This window comes from Bradyrhizobium sp. CB82, from assembly GCF_029714405.1.
Taxonomy (GTDB): Bacteria; Pseudomonadota; Alphaproteobacteria; order Rhizobiales; family Xanthobacteraceae; genus Bradyrhizobium.
On the sequence record NZ_CP121650.1, the window covers coordinates 3,728,290 to 3,744,555 of the forward strand.

General features: G+C 59.1%; 15 protein-coding genes and 3 pseudogenes. 5 read left to right on the forward strand and 13 right to left on the reverse strand.

Features of this window, described 5'->3' with window-relative positions; genetic code table 11:
• Positions 1-87: 87 nt before the first annotated feature.
• Both QA640_RS17870 and QA640_RS17875 read right to left on the reverse strand, forming a co-directional pair.
• Positions 88-606 carry a hypothetical protein gene (locus QA640_RS17870; RefSeq protein ID WP_283041894.1) on the reverse strand — a complete coding sequence of 173 codons (519 nt, stop codon included), beginning with the start codon at positions 604-606 and terminating at the stop codon, positions 88-90.
• Positions 607-631: 25 nt separating this feature from the next.
• Positions 632-1,084, reverse strand: a pseudogene (locus QA640_RS17875) (IS5 family transposase); the annotation flags it as partial.
• Between the two features lie 38 nt (positions 1,085-1,122).
• Here QA640_RS17875 and QA640_RS17880 point away from each other — a divergent pair.
• From QA640_RS17880 to QA640_RS17890, 3 genes are all read left to right on the forward strand, one after another.
• A complete protein-coding gene (locus QA640_RS17880) occupies positions 1,123-1,773 on the forward strand; it encodes a hypothetical protein (protein ID WP_283041895.1) in 651 nt (216 codons plus the stop codon).
• Positions 1,774-1,842: 69 nt separating this feature from the next.
• Entirely contained in the window at positions 1,843-2,130 is a 288-nt protein-coding gene (locus QA640_RS17885; RefSeq protein ID WP_283041896.1) for a hypothetical protein, read from the forward strand.
• Positions 2,127-2,930: a hypothetical protein gene (locus QA640_RS17890; RefSeq protein WP_283041897.1), complete on the forward strand. Its 804-nt coding sequence runs from the start codon at positions 2,127-2,129 to the stop codon at positions 2,928-2,930. Before QA640_RS17885 ends, QA640_RS17890 begins: the two co-directional genes overlap by 4 nt.
• Positions 2,931-3,703: 773 nt before the next feature.
• On the opposite strand, the pseudogene QA640_RS17895 reads toward QA640_RS17890, so the two are convergent.
• From QA640_RS17895 to QA640_RS17935, 9 genes and pseudogenes are all read right to left on the reverse strand, one after another.
• Positions 3,704-4,887: pseudogene (locus tag QA640_RS17895) on the reverse strand (IS256 family transposase).
• A gap of 263 nt (positions 4,888-5,150) precedes the next feature.
• Positions 5,151-5,412 (reverse strand): annotated as a pseudogene (locus tag QA640_RS17900) (hypothetical protein).
• A 66-nt stretch (positions 5,413-5,478) separates the two neighbouring features.
• Positions 5,479-5,652, reverse strand: a complete 174-nt coding sequence (locus QA640_RS17905) for a hypothetical protein (protein WP_283041898.1) — start codon at positions 5,650-5,652, stop codon at positions 5,479-5,481.
• Between the two features lie 78 nt (positions 5,653-5,730).
• The gene (locus QA640_RS17910) at positions 5,731-7,080 is read right to left on the reverse strand and encodes a S8 family serine peptidase (protein WP_283041899.1); all 1,350 of its coding nucleotides are present in this window, start codon (positions 7,078-7,080) and stop codon (positions 5,731-5,733) included.
• 164 nt (positions 7,081-7,244) lie between these two features.
• The gene (locus tag QA640_RS17915; protein ID WP_283041900.1) at positions 7,245-7,673 is read right to left on the reverse strand and encodes a DUF3616 domain-containing protein; all 429 of its coding nucleotides are present in this window, start codon (positions 7,671-7,673) and stop codon (positions 7,245-7,247) included.
• 358 nt (positions 7,674-8,031) lie between these two features.
• Positions 8,032-8,880, reverse strand: a complete 849-nt coding sequence (locus tag QA640_RS48330) for a hypothetical protein (protein ID WP_349253728.1) — start codon at positions 8,878-8,880, stop codon at positions 8,032-8,034.
• A 589-nt stretch (positions 8,881-9,469) separates the two neighbouring features.
• Entirely contained in the window at positions 9,470-10,837 is a 1,368-nt protein-coding gene (locus QA640_RS17925; RefSeq protein WP_283041902.1) for a radical SAM protein, read from the reverse strand.
• Entirely contained in the window at positions 10,837-12,093 is a 1,257-nt protein-coding gene (locus QA640_RS17930; RefSeq protein WP_283041903.1) for a LodA/GoxA family CTQ-dependent oxidase, read from the reverse strand. The genes QA640_RS17925 and QA640_RS17930 overlap by 1 nt, the downstream gene beginning before the upstream one ends.
• 36 nt (positions 12,094-12,129) lie before the next feature.
• Positions 12,130-13,284, reverse strand: a complete 1,155-nt coding sequence (locus QA640_RS17935) for a ferritin-like protein (protein ID WP_283041904.1) — start codon at positions 13,282-13,284, stop codon at positions 12,130-12,132.
• A gap of 389 nt (positions 13,285-13,673) precedes the next feature.
• Here QA640_RS17935 and QA640_RS17940 point away from each other — a divergent pair, with 389 nt between their 5' ends.
• Positions 13,674-14,297 carry a hypothetical protein gene (locus QA640_RS17940; protein WP_283041905.1) on the forward strand — a complete coding sequence of 208 codons (624 nt, stop codon included), beginning with the start codon at positions 13,674-13,676 and terminating at the stop codon, positions 14,295-14,297.
• Positions 14,298-14,533: 236 nt separating this feature from the next.
• Positions 14,534-15,208 (forward strand): hypothetical protein, encoded by a 675-nt coding sequence (locus tag QA640_RS17945; protein WP_283041906.1) that lies wholly within the window; start codon positions 14,534-14,536, stop codon positions 15,206-15,208.
• 200 nt (positions 15,209-15,408) lie between these two features.
• Here the strand turns inward: QA640_RS17945 and QA640_RS17950 are convergent, their stop codons facing one another.
• Together QA640_RS17950 and QA640_RS17955 are read right to left on the reverse strand one after the other, a co-directional pair.
• Positions 15,409-15,636, reverse strand: a complete 228-nt coding sequence (locus QA640_RS17950; protein ID WP_283041907.1) for a hypothetical protein — start codon at positions 15,634-15,636, stop codon at positions 15,409-15,411.
• Positions 15,637-15,846: 210 nt separating this feature from the next.
• Entirely contained in the window at positions 15,847-16,116 is a 270-nt protein-coding gene (locus QA640_RS17955; protein ID WP_283041908.1) for a hypothetical protein, read from the reverse strand.
• Between the last annotated feature and the right edge of the window lie 150 nt (positions 16,117-16,266).

Sequence of the window (16,266 nt, forward strand, 5' to 3'; positions counted from 1 at the left end):
CGTGGCTGAATCCGCAGCCCAAAGATATTTCCATCACGCTTCTAGCGCTTTCCCGCAGGTCCCGCGCGGCGCGTTCGAGCCGGATGTTCATGAACATTTCGTTCGGGCCGACCCCGTGGCGGCCACGAAGGCGCGTCTCAATTGTCTCGGGCTGAGGTCGACCAGTTTTGCGATAGTCTGCAGAGTTAGATCCTCTCCGACATTTGCCTCCATGAAGTCGATCACTTTGGATAAGGCACTCTTCCCGATTCGAGCATCGAGTCCTCGTGGCGCCGCCTCGTCCAGGGCCCTGTGCAGCAGCACGAGCGCCTGCATCGCCCAGGATTCCAAATACAAATTCGACAGATGATCGTTCCGTACCAGCTCTGGCCTCAGGCCATTCATGGTCGCCGCCATTGCAGTGCTTTGGAAACCGATGCGCGATGCGAGTCGCCTTTCTGCGAGACCTTCTTCAGCCCCAAGAAGACGCTTCTTGTCGATGAAGGCGACCCAATAGATGCAGCGTCCCGGAACTTCGACCTCGGTTTCGACCGTGCGGCCAGCCTCGATGAAAGCGAGCTTGGATGTCCCATTCAGCGAGCGGCTGATCCCTGTGCCGAGCGGCACGCGCTTGGCTAGGGTCTGTTTGGATTCATCGGGAGTTTATCACGGCTGCGGCGAGATTGGATCATTGCGGCGAAGCTCTGGTCGGTTTTGTCAGCGCGTAGCGCGATGCGTTTGAACTCCTTGAGCTTGCCGAAGAAGTTTTCGATCAAATGGCGCCATTTGTACATTTCTTGGTCGATGGCGAGAGGTCTTGCGCGGCGCGGATGCTGGGAGATGACGATCTTGGCGCCGCGGGCGTCGAGTTCGGCGATGATGGCGTTGCTGTCGAATGCCTTGTCGTCGATCAGCGCCTCGAAGGTCAGCCCCTCGATGAGCGGGGGAACGCCAACGGTGTCGAAGCGCTGTCCCGGCAGCAGCACGAAGCGCACCAGATTGCCCACCGCATCGGTCAGCGCCAGGATTTTGGTGGTCATGCCGCCTTTCGAACGGCCTATAGCCTGGCTTTGAGTCCCCCTTTTGCGCCCTGGCCGTGGCGGTGACCCAATTCGCTGTTGTGTCGTCTAAGGAGAAGTGATCATGGCAAGGAAGACAGGAAATCTCCCGAAGACGATGCCCTCGCCTGAAACGGGCGAGACCCAAGGCGACTGGTACGACAAGGGCGTACCTGCGCAAACGGTCAGGCCGTGGCAATCATACCTCAAAACGCTCCAGAGCAAGATGTCCGAGCTTCCTGAAGCTGATCGGACCATGGGCAACTCGGTCTTGGAGAAGTTCACTCAGCAATGTGCTCACTTGAGTTCTGTGGTTATCCAGGTGCCGGCGATGCGGGTCACCTCGAGTGAGAGCTTCTCGGCTTACGATTACAACATCGATAGGCACCCGGTAGCTGTTCGTGCAAAGGCGATAGCTAACCAAATCCGCAAGGCGCAGGATGATATGCAGGCCTGCTTCGGGCCAGTAGCAACGGCTAGCGCGAGACAGGCGCCCGGAACACGTTTGTCGGCCGGCTTATCGAAATGGCTGCTTTGCCGCGCGACTTCAGGAGCATTTCGGCATCCAGCCGGCGGCCCGCGCCGCAGGCCGGGGGTGGCTGCCCACGAGCAGTACCATCCGCACGAAGGGACCGCCTTGAGCGGACGAGGAAGGTCTCGCCGAGCCGTGAGTGCGATGCAGCGAAGTGAATTGAGCGCAGGACCGGTGGGGGATAATCGATCAGCGCGGGCGTGAGGCCATTGTTTCTCGCTTGGGATGCAGCCAATATCTGCCTTTGGACAAAGTCATTTTTTGGGGGGACAGATGTGGAAAGGCATCCAGCGCCGCTTTTACTCGATGATGTACTACTTCGGTAAGACGCCGCCAACGTCTGCAGAGATCGACGCAGCGTTCGAAAAACTCGAGCAGGAGGCGACGATCGCGGCTAACGATCCATTGTGCGATTGCCAGGTCTTGGCGAACTCAACCACCATTCAATGCAAGACAAGAAAAAGGTCGGTCTGCGAGGCGCTGGGCGAGCTGAGGCCCGACGTGAACACTGTGCCACACGAGGTGGGCTTTTGCAGGAGTTTGCGGGAGGGTTCGAGATGAGTGAGGTCGTACGAATGCGAACCGTCTCGCTCTGGATCTCGCTTTCTTCCTTTTTGCTCTCCGGATGCGCGGCGGTCGTTCCTAACTTCGATATCCCCGCCAATGAAAACGGGCCAACGATACATTCCATCTCGCGGCGGGTCTCTTGCGAGCTGATCCAACTAATCGAGCGAGGTGACGGAATTTCTGATGCTTTGCTCGGTGACGACATCGACGTCGCAGTCCAGTTGAATCTGACGGTCAACGATACCGGTGGCCTCAGCCCATCGCTGACATACGTCAACGCGCCCTTTGCGTTCGAATTGGGTGGCACGCTCAGCCAATCGCGAGAGCAAAATTTTACACAGAAGTTCTATTATTCAATGCGGGCCTTGCAGAAGGAGGCCCAGGCCGTGAGGAAGTTGGGGGGCGATCTGGCGGAATGCTGGCCGACCGATACAAATCTCGCAGGCGAACTGGGTCTTAAAAGAACGGTCGAGCTCGCTTTCACCTCGCAACACGTGGATTGGGGCAAGAAGCTTTCCGACGACGGCGTCTTCGGCGGATACGTCAATTTCGTCGTTACGAAGAATGTGAACGGTGGTCCCACTTGGACGCTTACAAGTTTCATCGGACCTGGAAGCAATCTGGGATCCTTCTCGGAGGTCAATACGGACAAGCTGACTTTCGCGTTCGCGCGGGGCGACAAAGCTGGAACGCCGTTTCGGGCGTCTGGAAGGCTGAAAGCAGATCGTCTCATTGAGCAGATCAATATCAATCAGCTAACAACCCAGCTGTCGGGGATACGTCCTCTTAGGTGACGACGTCGCGTAGGATCAGTCGATGAATGATGTCTTTTTCACTTCAAAAGGGCCACAGAGAGGATCGCAAGTTCGGCAAGTTGAGGGCGGAACGCGCGTACGCCAGACTGACCGCGGTTGGGAAATGCGGACACTCAAGAGCGACGCTTGGGCGTCCATCGACCAGGAGCCGGCGGTCGAAGTGGCGGCGGAGGCGGGGGGATGGCGGTCCTGGTCTAGTTGGACAAACCAATACTCACATCCGGTCGTCTCGTTCATAACCCAGTGGACCGAGCCGGTAGCGCCGACCGTCGCAAACGGTCAGACGATCTATTTGTTCAATGGACTGCAGGATGCGAATGGCACTCATATTGTTCAGCCGGTGCTCCAGTGGGGACCGTCTCCCGCCCGGAAGCACGAATGCTTGGGGGCTCGCGAGCTTCTGGGTAGGTAGCCGCAACGAGAGTTCGACCGCTATCCCTCCACACAACTGACCGCCGAGAACCTTCCGGCGTTAGTTGAGTGCGTCCTGACCTTGGAGCCCTACAGGAGGGGACCCAAAGCGCCATATCCGAAAGTTCCATTTTCGGAGTTCAGTGCGATATCCCGATGCCGTCGCAGCCAAAGTCCGTTGGGCGGCAAGTGAGTTCTGTGATCAAGTTCAGCAAAATCGATCATGGGGTCCGGGCGAGCCATCCCCTCGGAGCCGCCGTCGCTCGCTCACCCAGAGCGCAAGCGTTGGCGAGCGACGGCGGCGGAGAGGAGTGGCGTCCATCCCTTTGGTGGGCCTGTGGTCAGGCCGCCTGGCGTAGCGCCTCCTTCTTGTGCTCTTTCAACAGATCCATGTTCAGATAGCGGTGGTCTTCGAGCCAAGCCTCGTGGCGCTCGACGGTCAGCGCCCGCACCAGCCTTAAACAGCTCTCGGCGTGGGGGAAGATTCTCACGACGTAGGTGCGTCGCCTGATCTCCTCGTTGAGACGCTCCAGCATATTGGTCGACTTCATGTGCTTAGGCAGCCGGAAGCAGGTCAAGGTCTCCTCGATGTTCTCCTCGACCCAGCCGGTGAGCTTGGGATACTTGCCGCCCCATTTGCCGAGCCAGGCCGCCAGATCGCGCCGCACCTCGCCGAGGTCGCGTCGGTCATACATCCAGCGGAGCTCCAGCAGCAATCGTCGTCGACCTTGCGCGGCACATAGTCGAGTGCATTGCGCAGGAAGTGCACATAGCAGCGCTGCCAAAACACCCCGGCGAGGACTTCGGCGATCGCCTTCTTCAAGCCGGGATGATCATCGGAGACGACGAACTCGACACCATGCAGGCCGCGGGCCTTCAGGGCTTCCAAAAACTCTTTCCAGCTCGATCGGCTCTCCCGGTTGGCGAGCTCGACCGCGAGCACCTGGCGGCGGCCTTCCCAGTCGATCCCGATCGCGATCAGCACCGCCTGGCTGGCAATGATCCCATTGTCCCGCACGCGCTCGTACCGGGCGTCCAGGATCAGATAGGGAAATGGCTCCTTCAGCTTGCGTTCGCAGAACGCTTTCAGCGAGGTATCCAGCCGCTTGTTGATGGCGCTGATCGCCGAAGCCGAGAACGCATGCCCCACCAGCTCCTCGGTGACCTGCTTGACCTTCCGCGTCGAGACGCCCTGCACGTACATCTCAGCCAGCGCGGCCACCAGCGCCTTCTCCGAGCGCTGATAGCGCTCGAACAGCTCAGTCGAGAACCGGCCCTGGCGATCCTGCGGCACCCGCAGCTCGATCTTGCCGACCCGGGTGATCAGCGCACGTGGATAGTAGCCGGAGCGATAGCCGAGCCGTCCCCCGGTCCGCTCCCCTTTCTCCGCGGCCAGCGTCTCTGTCATCTCGGCTTCGAGCGTCTCCTGCACAGCGGCCTGAATCAGCGGCTTGAGGAACTCCTTATCCGAGGCCAAAAGTCGTTTGACCGCAGATACATCCGTCCTAATCTTCGTCACGGTCATGGTGGTCCTTGCTCCTCTACGAGCGGTGATCTTCGCAATCACCGGACTTACCATGACCGCTTTAGCCTCTCAGCTTTTGCAGAACTTTCCGCACACTACCGGCAAGTGGAGGAGCGGTGATTAAGAAGAATGGAGGCACCGGCGCATGGTGTCGATGTCGCCTATCCGGCGACGGGGGCGTGACGATAACGAGGCTGAACCCCGAAGGAATGGGATGCGGCCTTCATGCGAGTGGCGGAGTTTTCCACCGTCCAGTCGGCCCTTCACAGCCGCCAAAACCGATCCAGACGTTCAGAACGGTCCCAAGTCGGCTTCGATCCGTCGCTGGGCAGGGGACAGGTATCACTGATCGAGTCCAGCACCTTGGCGAACTCGGCAGCAGCCATTTCGATGAACGTGCCGGCTGGCGGATCCGTCCGAGCGATCTGGAATGCGCTCCCGCGGGCATGCGGATCTTTCGCAGTTCTGCATCCAGCCGTGCTGCTCGCATTCGCGAATAGCGCCGGCGTCGCTGAGCACCGAAATCGCCCAACTACGTCACACACGTGGTCGAGCAGCCCGAACATAGGGGAAGCGCAACGCGGGTGCTTCTCAGCGCTCCTGCGTCTTATAGGTGCTATCTTGACGAACCGACGCAACGCCCTTCACTTTGCGGAGTTCGTCAAGGCCATCTGCGTTGACGCTACCGTTGACAATCATGAACCGCTTATGGCTTTCCACATCGCCGAGCCCGCTCACCTTGAGAGCGTCGACGATCTCGTCCATTCGATTTTGCTCCGACTTCTCTATTCGGATCGTGACGTCAACTTTTTCTACCATACATACATCACCCAGATTTGCGGCTCACGAAGGTGGCGCCTGGACAAATCCTTTGCCAATGTCCCGCGGTTGAAGCTGTAGTCGCCTTGAAATCTGAAGCAGGCGCGCCCATAGCGCCCAGCCTCGAAATGCATTATTGGACTGCGCTATTAAAACTGCAATCCCACTTACGTGGGGTGTCGCCATGCTGGTTCCATCCCAGCGATCATACTTGTTTCCAGGCAGGCTCGAAAGTATGGCAACACCAGGTGCGGCAATGTCCACCTCCTGGTTGGGATTCATTCCACCACACGAGAACGAGGCAATGCGGAAGGCACTATCCACGGCTGCCACCGCCAGAATCGTGGACGCGTTCGCCGGCGAACCGACTGGGGCGATCCGCTGCGGACGAGTGCTTTCGTTGCCGGCGGCAGCGATCACCAGTGTCCCGGCGTCCAGACAGACCTGTCCGATCTGCTCGTAATCGTCGCTCGGCTGGTCTCCAAGTCGCGTTGCGGCGCCGAGCGACATCGAAATGATTTGGCAGTTCTGATCCAGTGCCCATTCCATGCCAGCGATGATCGAGCGATCGGTGCCGACGCCGTCATCACCTAGGACTTTTCCCGCGTAGATTTCTGCTTCGTAGGCGATGCCGTAGCGCGGGCCCGTGGTCGGACGCATGGGACCGCAAGCGGTACCGATGCAGTGTGTGCCATGGCCGACCATATCATCCTCGCTGCTGTGGCTGGCAAACAGCTTCTTGGTGACGGCACGACCGACAAAATCCTGGTGAGTGTGATCGAAGCCGGTGTCGAGTACCGCGACCTTGATGCCGGCGCCCGTCAGACTGCTGCCAATGACTTTTGTCGCTTGCAGTCCCCAAGTGGCCGTTGTCTCGTCAACGCGCGGCATGGCCGCCCGCTCGCCCTCCACCGCTTCGCTGCCCAACAGGCGATCAATCAATTCATTAATGCCATCACGATAGCCCCGCAGGTAATCTTGATCCAATGATGCGACGCCAGCGAATGACGCTTGCGGAATCTCAGCTCTTTGCATTCCGGCCGCACCAAGAGCGCGATACGTCCGCTCAGGCCGAACAGCGCTTACTGTTTTCTGCTGCATGGCTTTCTCCACCATGGGCTTCAACCGTTCGCCGTCCCGCCTGACGATGGCGATTCCAAAGCGTTCGAAGTACTGTACATCAGCGCCATCGAAATCATTTGGCACTGCTTTGGCTGAGCGGAAATCCTTCGATGATGCCACTCGAAAACCACTTCCTTCGAGTTGTCTGACACCCGCGCGAGCCGCCTGCGGCGTAAACCGCACCACGGTGCCGAGGCGTGGCGTACCTTCAGCCTGCTCGCTAGCAGTTCGGCGTGCCGATCGCTTGGCCATAAATCCCTCCTAATGTGAATAGACTTACTCCTATCGGCCCGAATCGAAGGCTAAAAAGTCGTGCCTCCAGCTAGGGAACAATCAGAGACATTGCTCTAAAGCTTTGCGCTTTCCGGTCGACTTTCTTGCAATCCTTGCCGTTGATCCTGCGACCACCATCATCGCTAATTACGCTTGTAGGGAGTGCCCACAGGTGTGAGTGTGACTTCGCCATCTTGGACCGCCACCGTCGTCGCAAATAATCGATGCCTGCTAGGGCGGTTCTTGCCGTTTTTGTTCTGCCCGTGCGACGTAACCAAATAAATTCGATCGTCTATGCGCGCCGCGCCTTCGATGTCGGCCTCTGGCTCGTCGGGGGCGGGTCTCAGGAACTGATCAAGCGAAAATGCCTGCGCGACTTTTGGCTCGCCGCGGCGGTAGTCACGCAAGAGGTTGTCTTCATCGTTTGCGACAATGAACATGTCCGCTGATATGGCGACTGCAGCCGATGCATCGCACATATCCGAATATTCGATAATTGCTGTATTCTGCTGACCTGCAGCTACGTTGCAGGTCATCGCGAGGACGAATCCGATAACTAGGAGGCGCTTCATAGCCGTTCCTCTCTGGCTGGCAGAAAAGGCACGCTATTTCGTTAGCCGGAAGCTTCGAGATACAATTTACAATATCGGGCGGAGCCTTGGGGCTTCCGCGACGCACAATCTAAATGATTTATAGCATTGTAATACACGCTGAAGCGATGTGCAACTGCCTCCTGAGTGATCGCTGCTGCGGTTGGGATGGATAGCCTTTCGGAAGGCGAGGTGCTCGTTTCACTTCGTCGAGCTTGCTCTGCTTGTTACTTTTCGGGAGAGCGGATCTGGTCAGCGCGATCCTGGCATCGATCGGCGAGGGGGAGCCTGCCGCGGCGCGACGAGCAGATCGCGGACGTTGTGCGGTGAGTTGCAGTTCTCAGACGGCACGCACGAGGACGTGCTTGCTCCATAGCCATGACGCGATCCTGTCGCCGGTAGCCGACGGAACGTGATCTCGCCAAAAGCTCGGAATGTCGCAATACGCGAACCGCTGCGGCAGAGCTGAAAGCAAGCGAGCCAGATCGGCGCCCTCGACGTAAGCAACGTCACCGTCGATATTGGGGTGCCTGACAACCTGCCGGACCTGCACGAAGACGCCATCGATCACAGGCGCTGCGCCGAGCGAAACATGGGGCGACACGGCGACCTGGTCGGATGCTGCGCGCGGCGGCGATTCCACGGATGAATCGGGGCCGCCTACGGCCATTGCTGCGGAGGCATCGCTCGCACGCGCGCGCCAGAATGCATTCGGGTAGATGGCCGCGACCCGCGCATATTCCTGCTTCGTCCTGCCGGTGTAACGACCGATCCGTTCGCGGGTGCGCATGAAAAAGAATTGCCGGGCTACTTCGGTGTTTTCCGGCTTTCGAAGGATGGTGTTGACGACAATTGAGCCTTGCAGGCCGGACTGCAACGCCAGATGGACGCCTTGCGATGACAGCGGGTCGACGCTGAAACACGCATCCCCGAGCCGGATGTAACGATCGCCGACCGGATCCTTGGCGTGGTGACTGGTGGCATCGCAGATTTGCGGAGCGGAACTTTGTTCTCCTAATTGCCCCGGCCGTAAGGCGCGGAATTGCCGAAGCACGCCGGCGTACTGCGCTTGCATGCCATCTGCCTTGCTTGCTCTAAGGCTGCGCGGATCGCAGAAGACAGATACCACCGCCTGATTGTGCGCCGTCTGGGCGTACCAGAGCCAGGCATCCTCGCCGGCTTCGATCAATCCGTCGAACGCGATAATCCCTGTAAGCGCCCAGTTCGCATGGATCGATACCAGCGGCGGACCATCCTTGATGCGAGCGCCTGATATGGCGGGACGCCGTCCGGCTGCATCGACGATGAATCGCGCCTTCAGGCGCTGTCGTCGTGCGTTCGCAGCGATCGTTACGCCCCAGCCAAAATCTTCCAGCCGCTTCACCTCCTGGACCTGGACCGGCTGATAAATCCTCACGCCTACCAAACGTGATTGGCGCAACATGAGTTCGTCGAGCACGGCGCGATCCACATGATATCCCTGTTGGGGAACGAGCCTTGCCTCTTGGTCTCCCCACCTCACGGCCGTGAGATGGCGCCGCCAGAATTGCGCGCTGTCGAATTCGCGGCCAAGGCCGAGGTAATCAATCAGCGCGACTGTTTCATCCGATATGCAAATGCCGACGTGACTGCGCGGAAAGTGAAGGCGCTCGACCAGCCCAACATCCAGGCCCATTTGCGCCAGTCGGATGGCGGCCGAGGCTCCCGCCGGCCCCGCCCCCAGAATCACGACATCATGCTCGGCGGCAAATTCCATGCTTCGTCCGCAGCAAGAGAAATCAATGGACCGTCAGGATACGCTGCAAGTTGTCTGGATTCGACCGTAACAGTTCGGTGTAAAGGACGAGGCAGTAATTCAACCACCCGCGAATGTAGTCGCAGGCCGGGCGTCCGCGCTTGATCGACTCGTAGTGGCAGCTTCCGGAGCAGAGGTAGCGCGCCCAGCACGCGCTGCAGGGAGATTGCTTCTGAAGGTGGCGGCTATCGAGCCAGTTGGACTGCCTGCTCTGATCCACGCCGGTGAATACATCGCCCATCAGACCATCTTCGTCATTGACGAAGCGATGGCAGGCATACAGTCCGCCTTCCGCCGACACGCCCATATATCCGCCGCCGGCGCCGCAGGGATACTGTTCCCGCTGCTTAAAATGGATGCGCTGAAGGGTCGTGATGACGTTCGAGAACGGCAGTATGCGGCCCTGTCGCAAGCTGTCACGAAAAATGTCGCCACACCTGATCAATTGCTCGAGCATCCGATCGAGATCAGCCGCGTCCATCTCATCCTTGCCGCTGGGCGCGCTGACCATCGGCGAAAACATGATGGCGTCGAAACCCATATCAAGCAGGCCGGACATAATCTCGGGGAGGTCCAGGTTCTTCGGCGTCACGGTGACGCGGGCCAATACGCGATAGCGCCGCCGCTTGGCCGCCAGCAGGGCTTTCACATTCCTTGCCACTTGCTCGAAACTGCCGTTGCCCGAGCGGTACGGCCGCAAATTGTCATGTGTTGCCTGCAGGCCGTCCAGGCTGACCGTCAGCGTAAAGCCGTATTCCTCGAACAGCGCGATGTCCTCGTCGTTCAGCAAGGTGGCATTGGTCGTCATGGTGAAGCCGATGCGGATGCCGCGCGCGGCGGCAGCGGAAGCGGCATACCGGGTCGATGCGTGCAGCGTCTGGCGGCTGACCAGCGGCTCTCCGCCCATGAACGCCAGGGTCAGGCTTTCGCCTGAAGCGGCCTCTCCGACCAGCCGGTCGATCGCGGCCCTCGCCACATCGGGGGGCATGCTGCTTGCCGTCCCCCCGAATGTTCCCTGCTGCGCATAGCAATAGGTGCAGCCGAGGTTGCACGTCTGCGCGACCGCGAGCGATATGGCCTTGACGGGCACGTTTGCGGGCGCGCGGGTCTGCATCGCCACCGGCGTCATGATACCGAATGCGAGAGCCGTCAACTCGGCACGACCGGGATCGCCCAGACGCAATGTTGCGTCCAGGACGTCGGCATGCCCCGCGGGCAGCGGATGGATATGTCCGCTCTCGACATCGAGAGCGAAGTGCCCCGCCTCGCTCTCGAACAGATGGAGCTTTGCCGAGCGCGGCCGCGTGTGAGCGTGGCGATCAATCTCCTCGACAGGACCGGCGATCGCCATCACGACGTCTCCGGCGGCAGCTTCTCGGCCTCCAGCGGGAATGGCGCCACCGGCACGTTGCCGGCGTTGTCATTGGCGTCTCGCTCCGTTCCGTGCAGGTCATTGATGTCATTCTCCACGTCGCGGCCGATTTCCATCATGTCGATGTTGGCGTTGAGCCAATCGGGATTGTTGATTCGCGGGCCGTTGGCTGCAAACTGCTGTCGCGCGAGAACTCGCGTCTCCGGTGCCGTGTCGAACGTCAATTCATCGGGATAGGTCGACGTCCAGTAGTTCAGGCAGGCGCTCAGATCGGTCTGCCAGGCCGAGCAAAGTCCCGCGGTCAACTGGCCCGGCCTTGTGGTCGCATAGCTTGGCCGGATCTCGTTGGCGTTGATGTGCTGCTGTCCCCGCGGAAAAAACGCGCCGGCGGGATTGGTCAATGCGGGTCCGCCGTCGAGACAGATCTCCATGCCCGGGTTGTAGTCGGCGTTCATGGTTTTCATCATTGCAAGGTCCATGGCGTAGCCGACGCCGGAAAGGCTGGCATTTTGCGGTATGTTTAGAAGGGTCCGCGTCTGCTGCACGAAATCCTTGTTCTGGAAATTGTTGATCTGGCCCGGACCGACATCGGGAGAATGATCCTGCGGCGCGACGATGACGCAGGCGGGCACGACGGGAATGTTGTTGGCGCCGGCCAGGCTGACATTAATCGAGCCATCGGATGTGGTGTCGAGGATGCCATTGTCTTTCCTGTGATTGCCGTAAGGTGGAATGGAGGTGTTGGCGGTCTTGCGGTACGCCCCTCCCATCGGTGGGATGAACAGGCCATCGCCCGTAATGTCACCGAGCCAGACCTTGCCCGGACGCCAGGGATTGTTGCCCTCAAGCCGCTTGCTCTCACCCGCGGTGGCGGAAGCCTGCGCCTCGACCGCGGGCGTTGCTCCCTGGGACCAGACATTGAGCTTTCGATTGGCCACATTCGCGGTCCAGGTCGCGCGTAGCCCGAGCCTGGTCATGACGTCGCCCGTCAATTCCCCGATCTCGCGGCCATCGGCGCCGTACGCGAATATCCTGAACCTCACTGCCTGCCGCATGATCCAGTGCTTGCCGTTACGCAGTGACATGTACTTCACGCTTTGCGGGCCTGCGGTCTTCCGCTTTTCCTCGTAATCGAAGAACTCGTAATAATCCTCATTGCTGGCGAGCCTGGCACAGCCGATGGCCGGATGAATCTTGAAGGCTACGACATCTGCTAGATCGTCTGGAAATGCCATGGATTCATACCTCCAGTTTGGGATCGATGGGCGCCGTCAGGCGATCGGCGGCTTGGGAAACTCGAATGGAATACCGGCCTTCACGTTTTGCTGCTGTGCGGTTTGAATGATGGCCGTGGCACGGTTGGGTAGGGTCTGCATGGTGCCCATCGCGTCGGCGAAGGCCACGTCCGCCTGCGATTTCTGCTCCGGAGCCGGGCAGTTGAAGGCCTGCTGCAACGAGTTGACCATGCTGGTGTAGGAGTCGTTGAAACGCTTCATCTGCCGGCTGACGGCTTGATTGCCGGCAAAGTCTGCGGCTTTAGTGTTGGTTACGAATTCATGTACGCCGGTCTCATCAAACGGCAGATCACCGCCCGAAAAGGAATATCCGAGTGTCTTGACCCTTTCGTCCTTTACGAGAAAACGCTGCTTGATGATCGACTCGAACCGGTAAAAGTGCGCGGGAATGCCCTCGGCGGTGAGCGGGTTGAAGGGGGCCGTGCCCTCCCCCTGACCGACGACCCAGCGCAGATGCCGGACGGCGGATGCCTTGTCCGTGATTCTGAAGTTGATGTCGTTCTTCAGCGGGTAGGTGTCGGTGTCCTGGTTGCTGATATAGGCGATCGGTCTGAAATTCGGAACGACCTCCCTTTGCTTGTATGCGTCGCGCGTGGCGTTACCGAACAAGCCGGGAATGGTGTCACGATCGATGATCTCGATGATGCCCTCATAGAATTGCCCGATCGTTCTGGGCCGACCTGCGGCGAGGGCCATCGGATAATGGACTGGTTCCTCCGGCGTTTCGATCTGCATGAAAAGATCTTTGACGAGATCATACGAAAAGGAACGGAGATCGAGTTTGAGCGGCGGGTCAAGAATGGTCAGCTGACAGGGGTAGTCGGGCACCGCGGCCACGATGTCGGGCGCGACGCCGATGGCGTTCATGAGATTGGCCACCGCGGTCATATGAAGCATCTCTTCAATGGCCGCCCGCAGGATCAACTCGGAGATCTTGGTATTTGCCGGCGTCAGGCTGAAAACCGCCGACAAATAGGTCGGGATCGTCGCAAATTCCAGCTGTAAGGCGTGCTGCAGCAGCCCGCCGAGTTCCTGGCGCGCGGCATCGCCCTGGATAGCGGCCGTCTGAATGCTGCGGAGGCGGGCATCGAGATGGCGGTTGATGGTCAGGGGAGAATAATTTGTCGCCATAATAACTCACCATCACATCAATATCCGGGAATGATAGTGGGGCGCACGGAAGATCGCAACCAAAGGTTAGTCGGAACGACAGCAACTCAAGCGCGAAAAAGGTTGGTTCGTCGAGCAATTGTCGATACGCGACGTCAATACGGGGCCGATCAAGACGAGGAAGCGGATCCAGGCATGTCGCGAGCACACGGTGGCATAATGCTGCGGCCCGGATTCCCGAATCGTTCAGGAACGTGATGTTGCTCTTTGTAGGGTTTGGCGCGCCATGGCCGATGAAGATGGGCACTACTCCCTCGCGATTCCCCTATGATGCTGCAGCCTGTAATGCGCTCCAATTGGCAAGTCTGCGATGCTCCGCCATTTGGCACTACGCGCCGTGGATCCCCCCGATGTTGCGGGTGGTCCGCTTACCACTCAATATCGATAATCCCGATCAGGCTCCCGTGAACGGACTCGTGCATCGCAACGGTAAGATGACGAGGGTGAAGCAGGGAGCGACCGCTCTCTGCTCCACGTTCAAAAGGGGCTTCCGAGGAGCCCCATTTTGGTATCGATCGCCGCACGCATTGGTAGTATTTTCAGCTTGGGAAGATTACCGAGGATTGAGGTGGCAAACGGCGTTCAAGCTTTACCTAGCCCGGCGCGCGTCCGATTCCGGCTGCACGCGCAGCACCGCACCGAGCCTTTGGGATATGCTGATCGACCGGGCCGAGGACTTCGGCGACCTGGACCGGGTGTGCGATTGGCTGGTCGACAATCCTCGTCTTCACATCATAATCGCCGCGAGGGACCTGGAATGGCGAAATCTGAATTTCCCGACTGACGACCCACGATTCATGCATCTGTTCATCGACCGCCTGAGTCGCGAGATCGATGAAGCCGCCAAAGCGATGCAGAAATTTAGAGCGGCAGACGATCTCGTCTCATTGGACGAGCTCAAGAGCCGGCTGCTGACGAGCGTCCAAGAAAGTCGTTACCAAAAAGTGGCGTGCTCAAAGAGGAGCGAGATATAAAGAAAACCGACATCGGCATGGGCCCAGTCGGGCAGGGGTGCCCTTGCTGCGGCCGATAGATTTCTTACGTGCTTGGCGCGGACCGAAGCCCCGCGCCCTGCTACCGGACGCATCTCGCGGCGCACCATTTGAACTTTAGAGTGGAATCCGCGTCCTACCTTTTTGAGGAACCTCGAAAGCCTAGATGGCTGTGTGAAGCAGCAGCGGGTAAGCGGCAAGATTGCTGGAGTTTGCATATGCCGGCTGAGCACGAAACTTTCTCCCTTGCAGGAGCTATAACTACGGCGGCGATCGCTGCGCTGGGATGGTGCGCAGTTTATATCCTAACAGGATGGCGTGAAGACCGCACCAAACGGCTACAGCTTGAGCTGGAGCATGCCTCGAGCCAGGCGAAGGAATTTTATGCGCCGCTAGTAGCTCTAACCGACCAACTAAATAGTCTAGCGGCCGTTTTTGACGAGGTCAGCGAAGGCAAATCGGGTGAGGAGAGACACGAGCTTGAAGGTGTATTTTACACTCGCTTCTTTCTTCCGATTCACGAGCAGATCAACGAAATTCTGAAAACTAAAGTTCACCTGTTGGAAGGCGCCATCGTCCCGGTGAGCTTTACCGAGTACTTCGAACATTACGCAACTCAGAAGGCATATTGGAATCTAAAGGGAGACGGACTGGAGGTGTCTAACATTAAAGTTCCTGGTTATCCGTCTGCGTTCTACTGGGACGTCCGACAGGGGTACGAAGCTGTTCTGCAGAGATATGAAGACACTTTGGAGGAATTGCGACAACGACGATGGCTTTTTGATTTTGATAAGCGGATATCTTCATATTCACGGTCGCTTACGCATAGATTGCAAGCTATGCGAGGACCGAAGCGCACTACAGAATCAGAGCCACCGCCGCCACCCGGGTGATCAACTTCGAATTCTTGGTTGCAGACATCTGGTCGGCTAGGTCTGTAGCATTCCAGCCGCTAAATGATTTGATCCGGATCCCAGCGGCGCCGAACAAAACGCCAGCGCCGCCAAGATTGTGGATAACTACCGCCTCAGCCGGCGGGCGTGAGCCGCCAGCCGCTGCCGGTTGCGGGTCCTGTGAGATCGGCGACGGCGCTTCATGATGCATCCCCGCGGTTGGGCGATGCGAGCTCCGTCCTGATGCGGTCTAACAGCGCCTCAACGGACGGTCGCTTTTCCTCGGGGCATTCGCGCCAGATTCGAACCATCTGGACGATAGGGTCCTGCCGCAGCGCGGCCGCCTCCTTGGCCCGCTCATCGGCGATTTGCAGGGCACGGCGCTTGGCGTCTTGCAGGCGCTCGATCTCGCGCTGTAGCGTAAGCATGCGACCAATACCGCGGGATTCCCGGGCGTGCGGATAGTCGTTGCCGGCTATGATGATGCCGAGGATTTCAGGCGGCCTGAGCCGCAGCGGCGCCTTTTGCTTTCCACTCCCACGGGAGCAGTTCGTGCAGGCGGGATTGCGCGATTTCTGCGATGTGTCTGAAGACGTCGGCGAGCCAGACCTTGGGGTCGACGTCGTTGAGGCGCGCAGTCAGAGGTCAACCTTCTTGCTGACTAGCTCTGCGGCAATTTCGACGACACGCTCTCGGCGCCCCTCGGACCACGGATACTCGACTTGCAGCGTGCGGCCCGCAATCCAGCCAAGTTGGCCAAGTCGCTCAACAAGAGCGGCTTGCCAGGGACCAAACGCCGCCGGCGTGTTTCCAATGAGCGCAATCGTCCGAAGCGGCTGTTGCGCTTCAGCTTCGGTCGCCCATATCGCGGAAGTCCCAAGAAGCCAAATGAAATCGCGGCGTTTCATTGCGTCCCCGCATTGCAAGAGCGAGGGATTCAAAGGCGGACCGGACCAAGCCGCTGGCAGCCAAGCACCAACAGCAGGCAGCAGCTCCAACATTCCTTTACGAGTGGCATTGTCCTCCCGGTCGGGAAGGTCCGCAAGGGGGCACGAGCG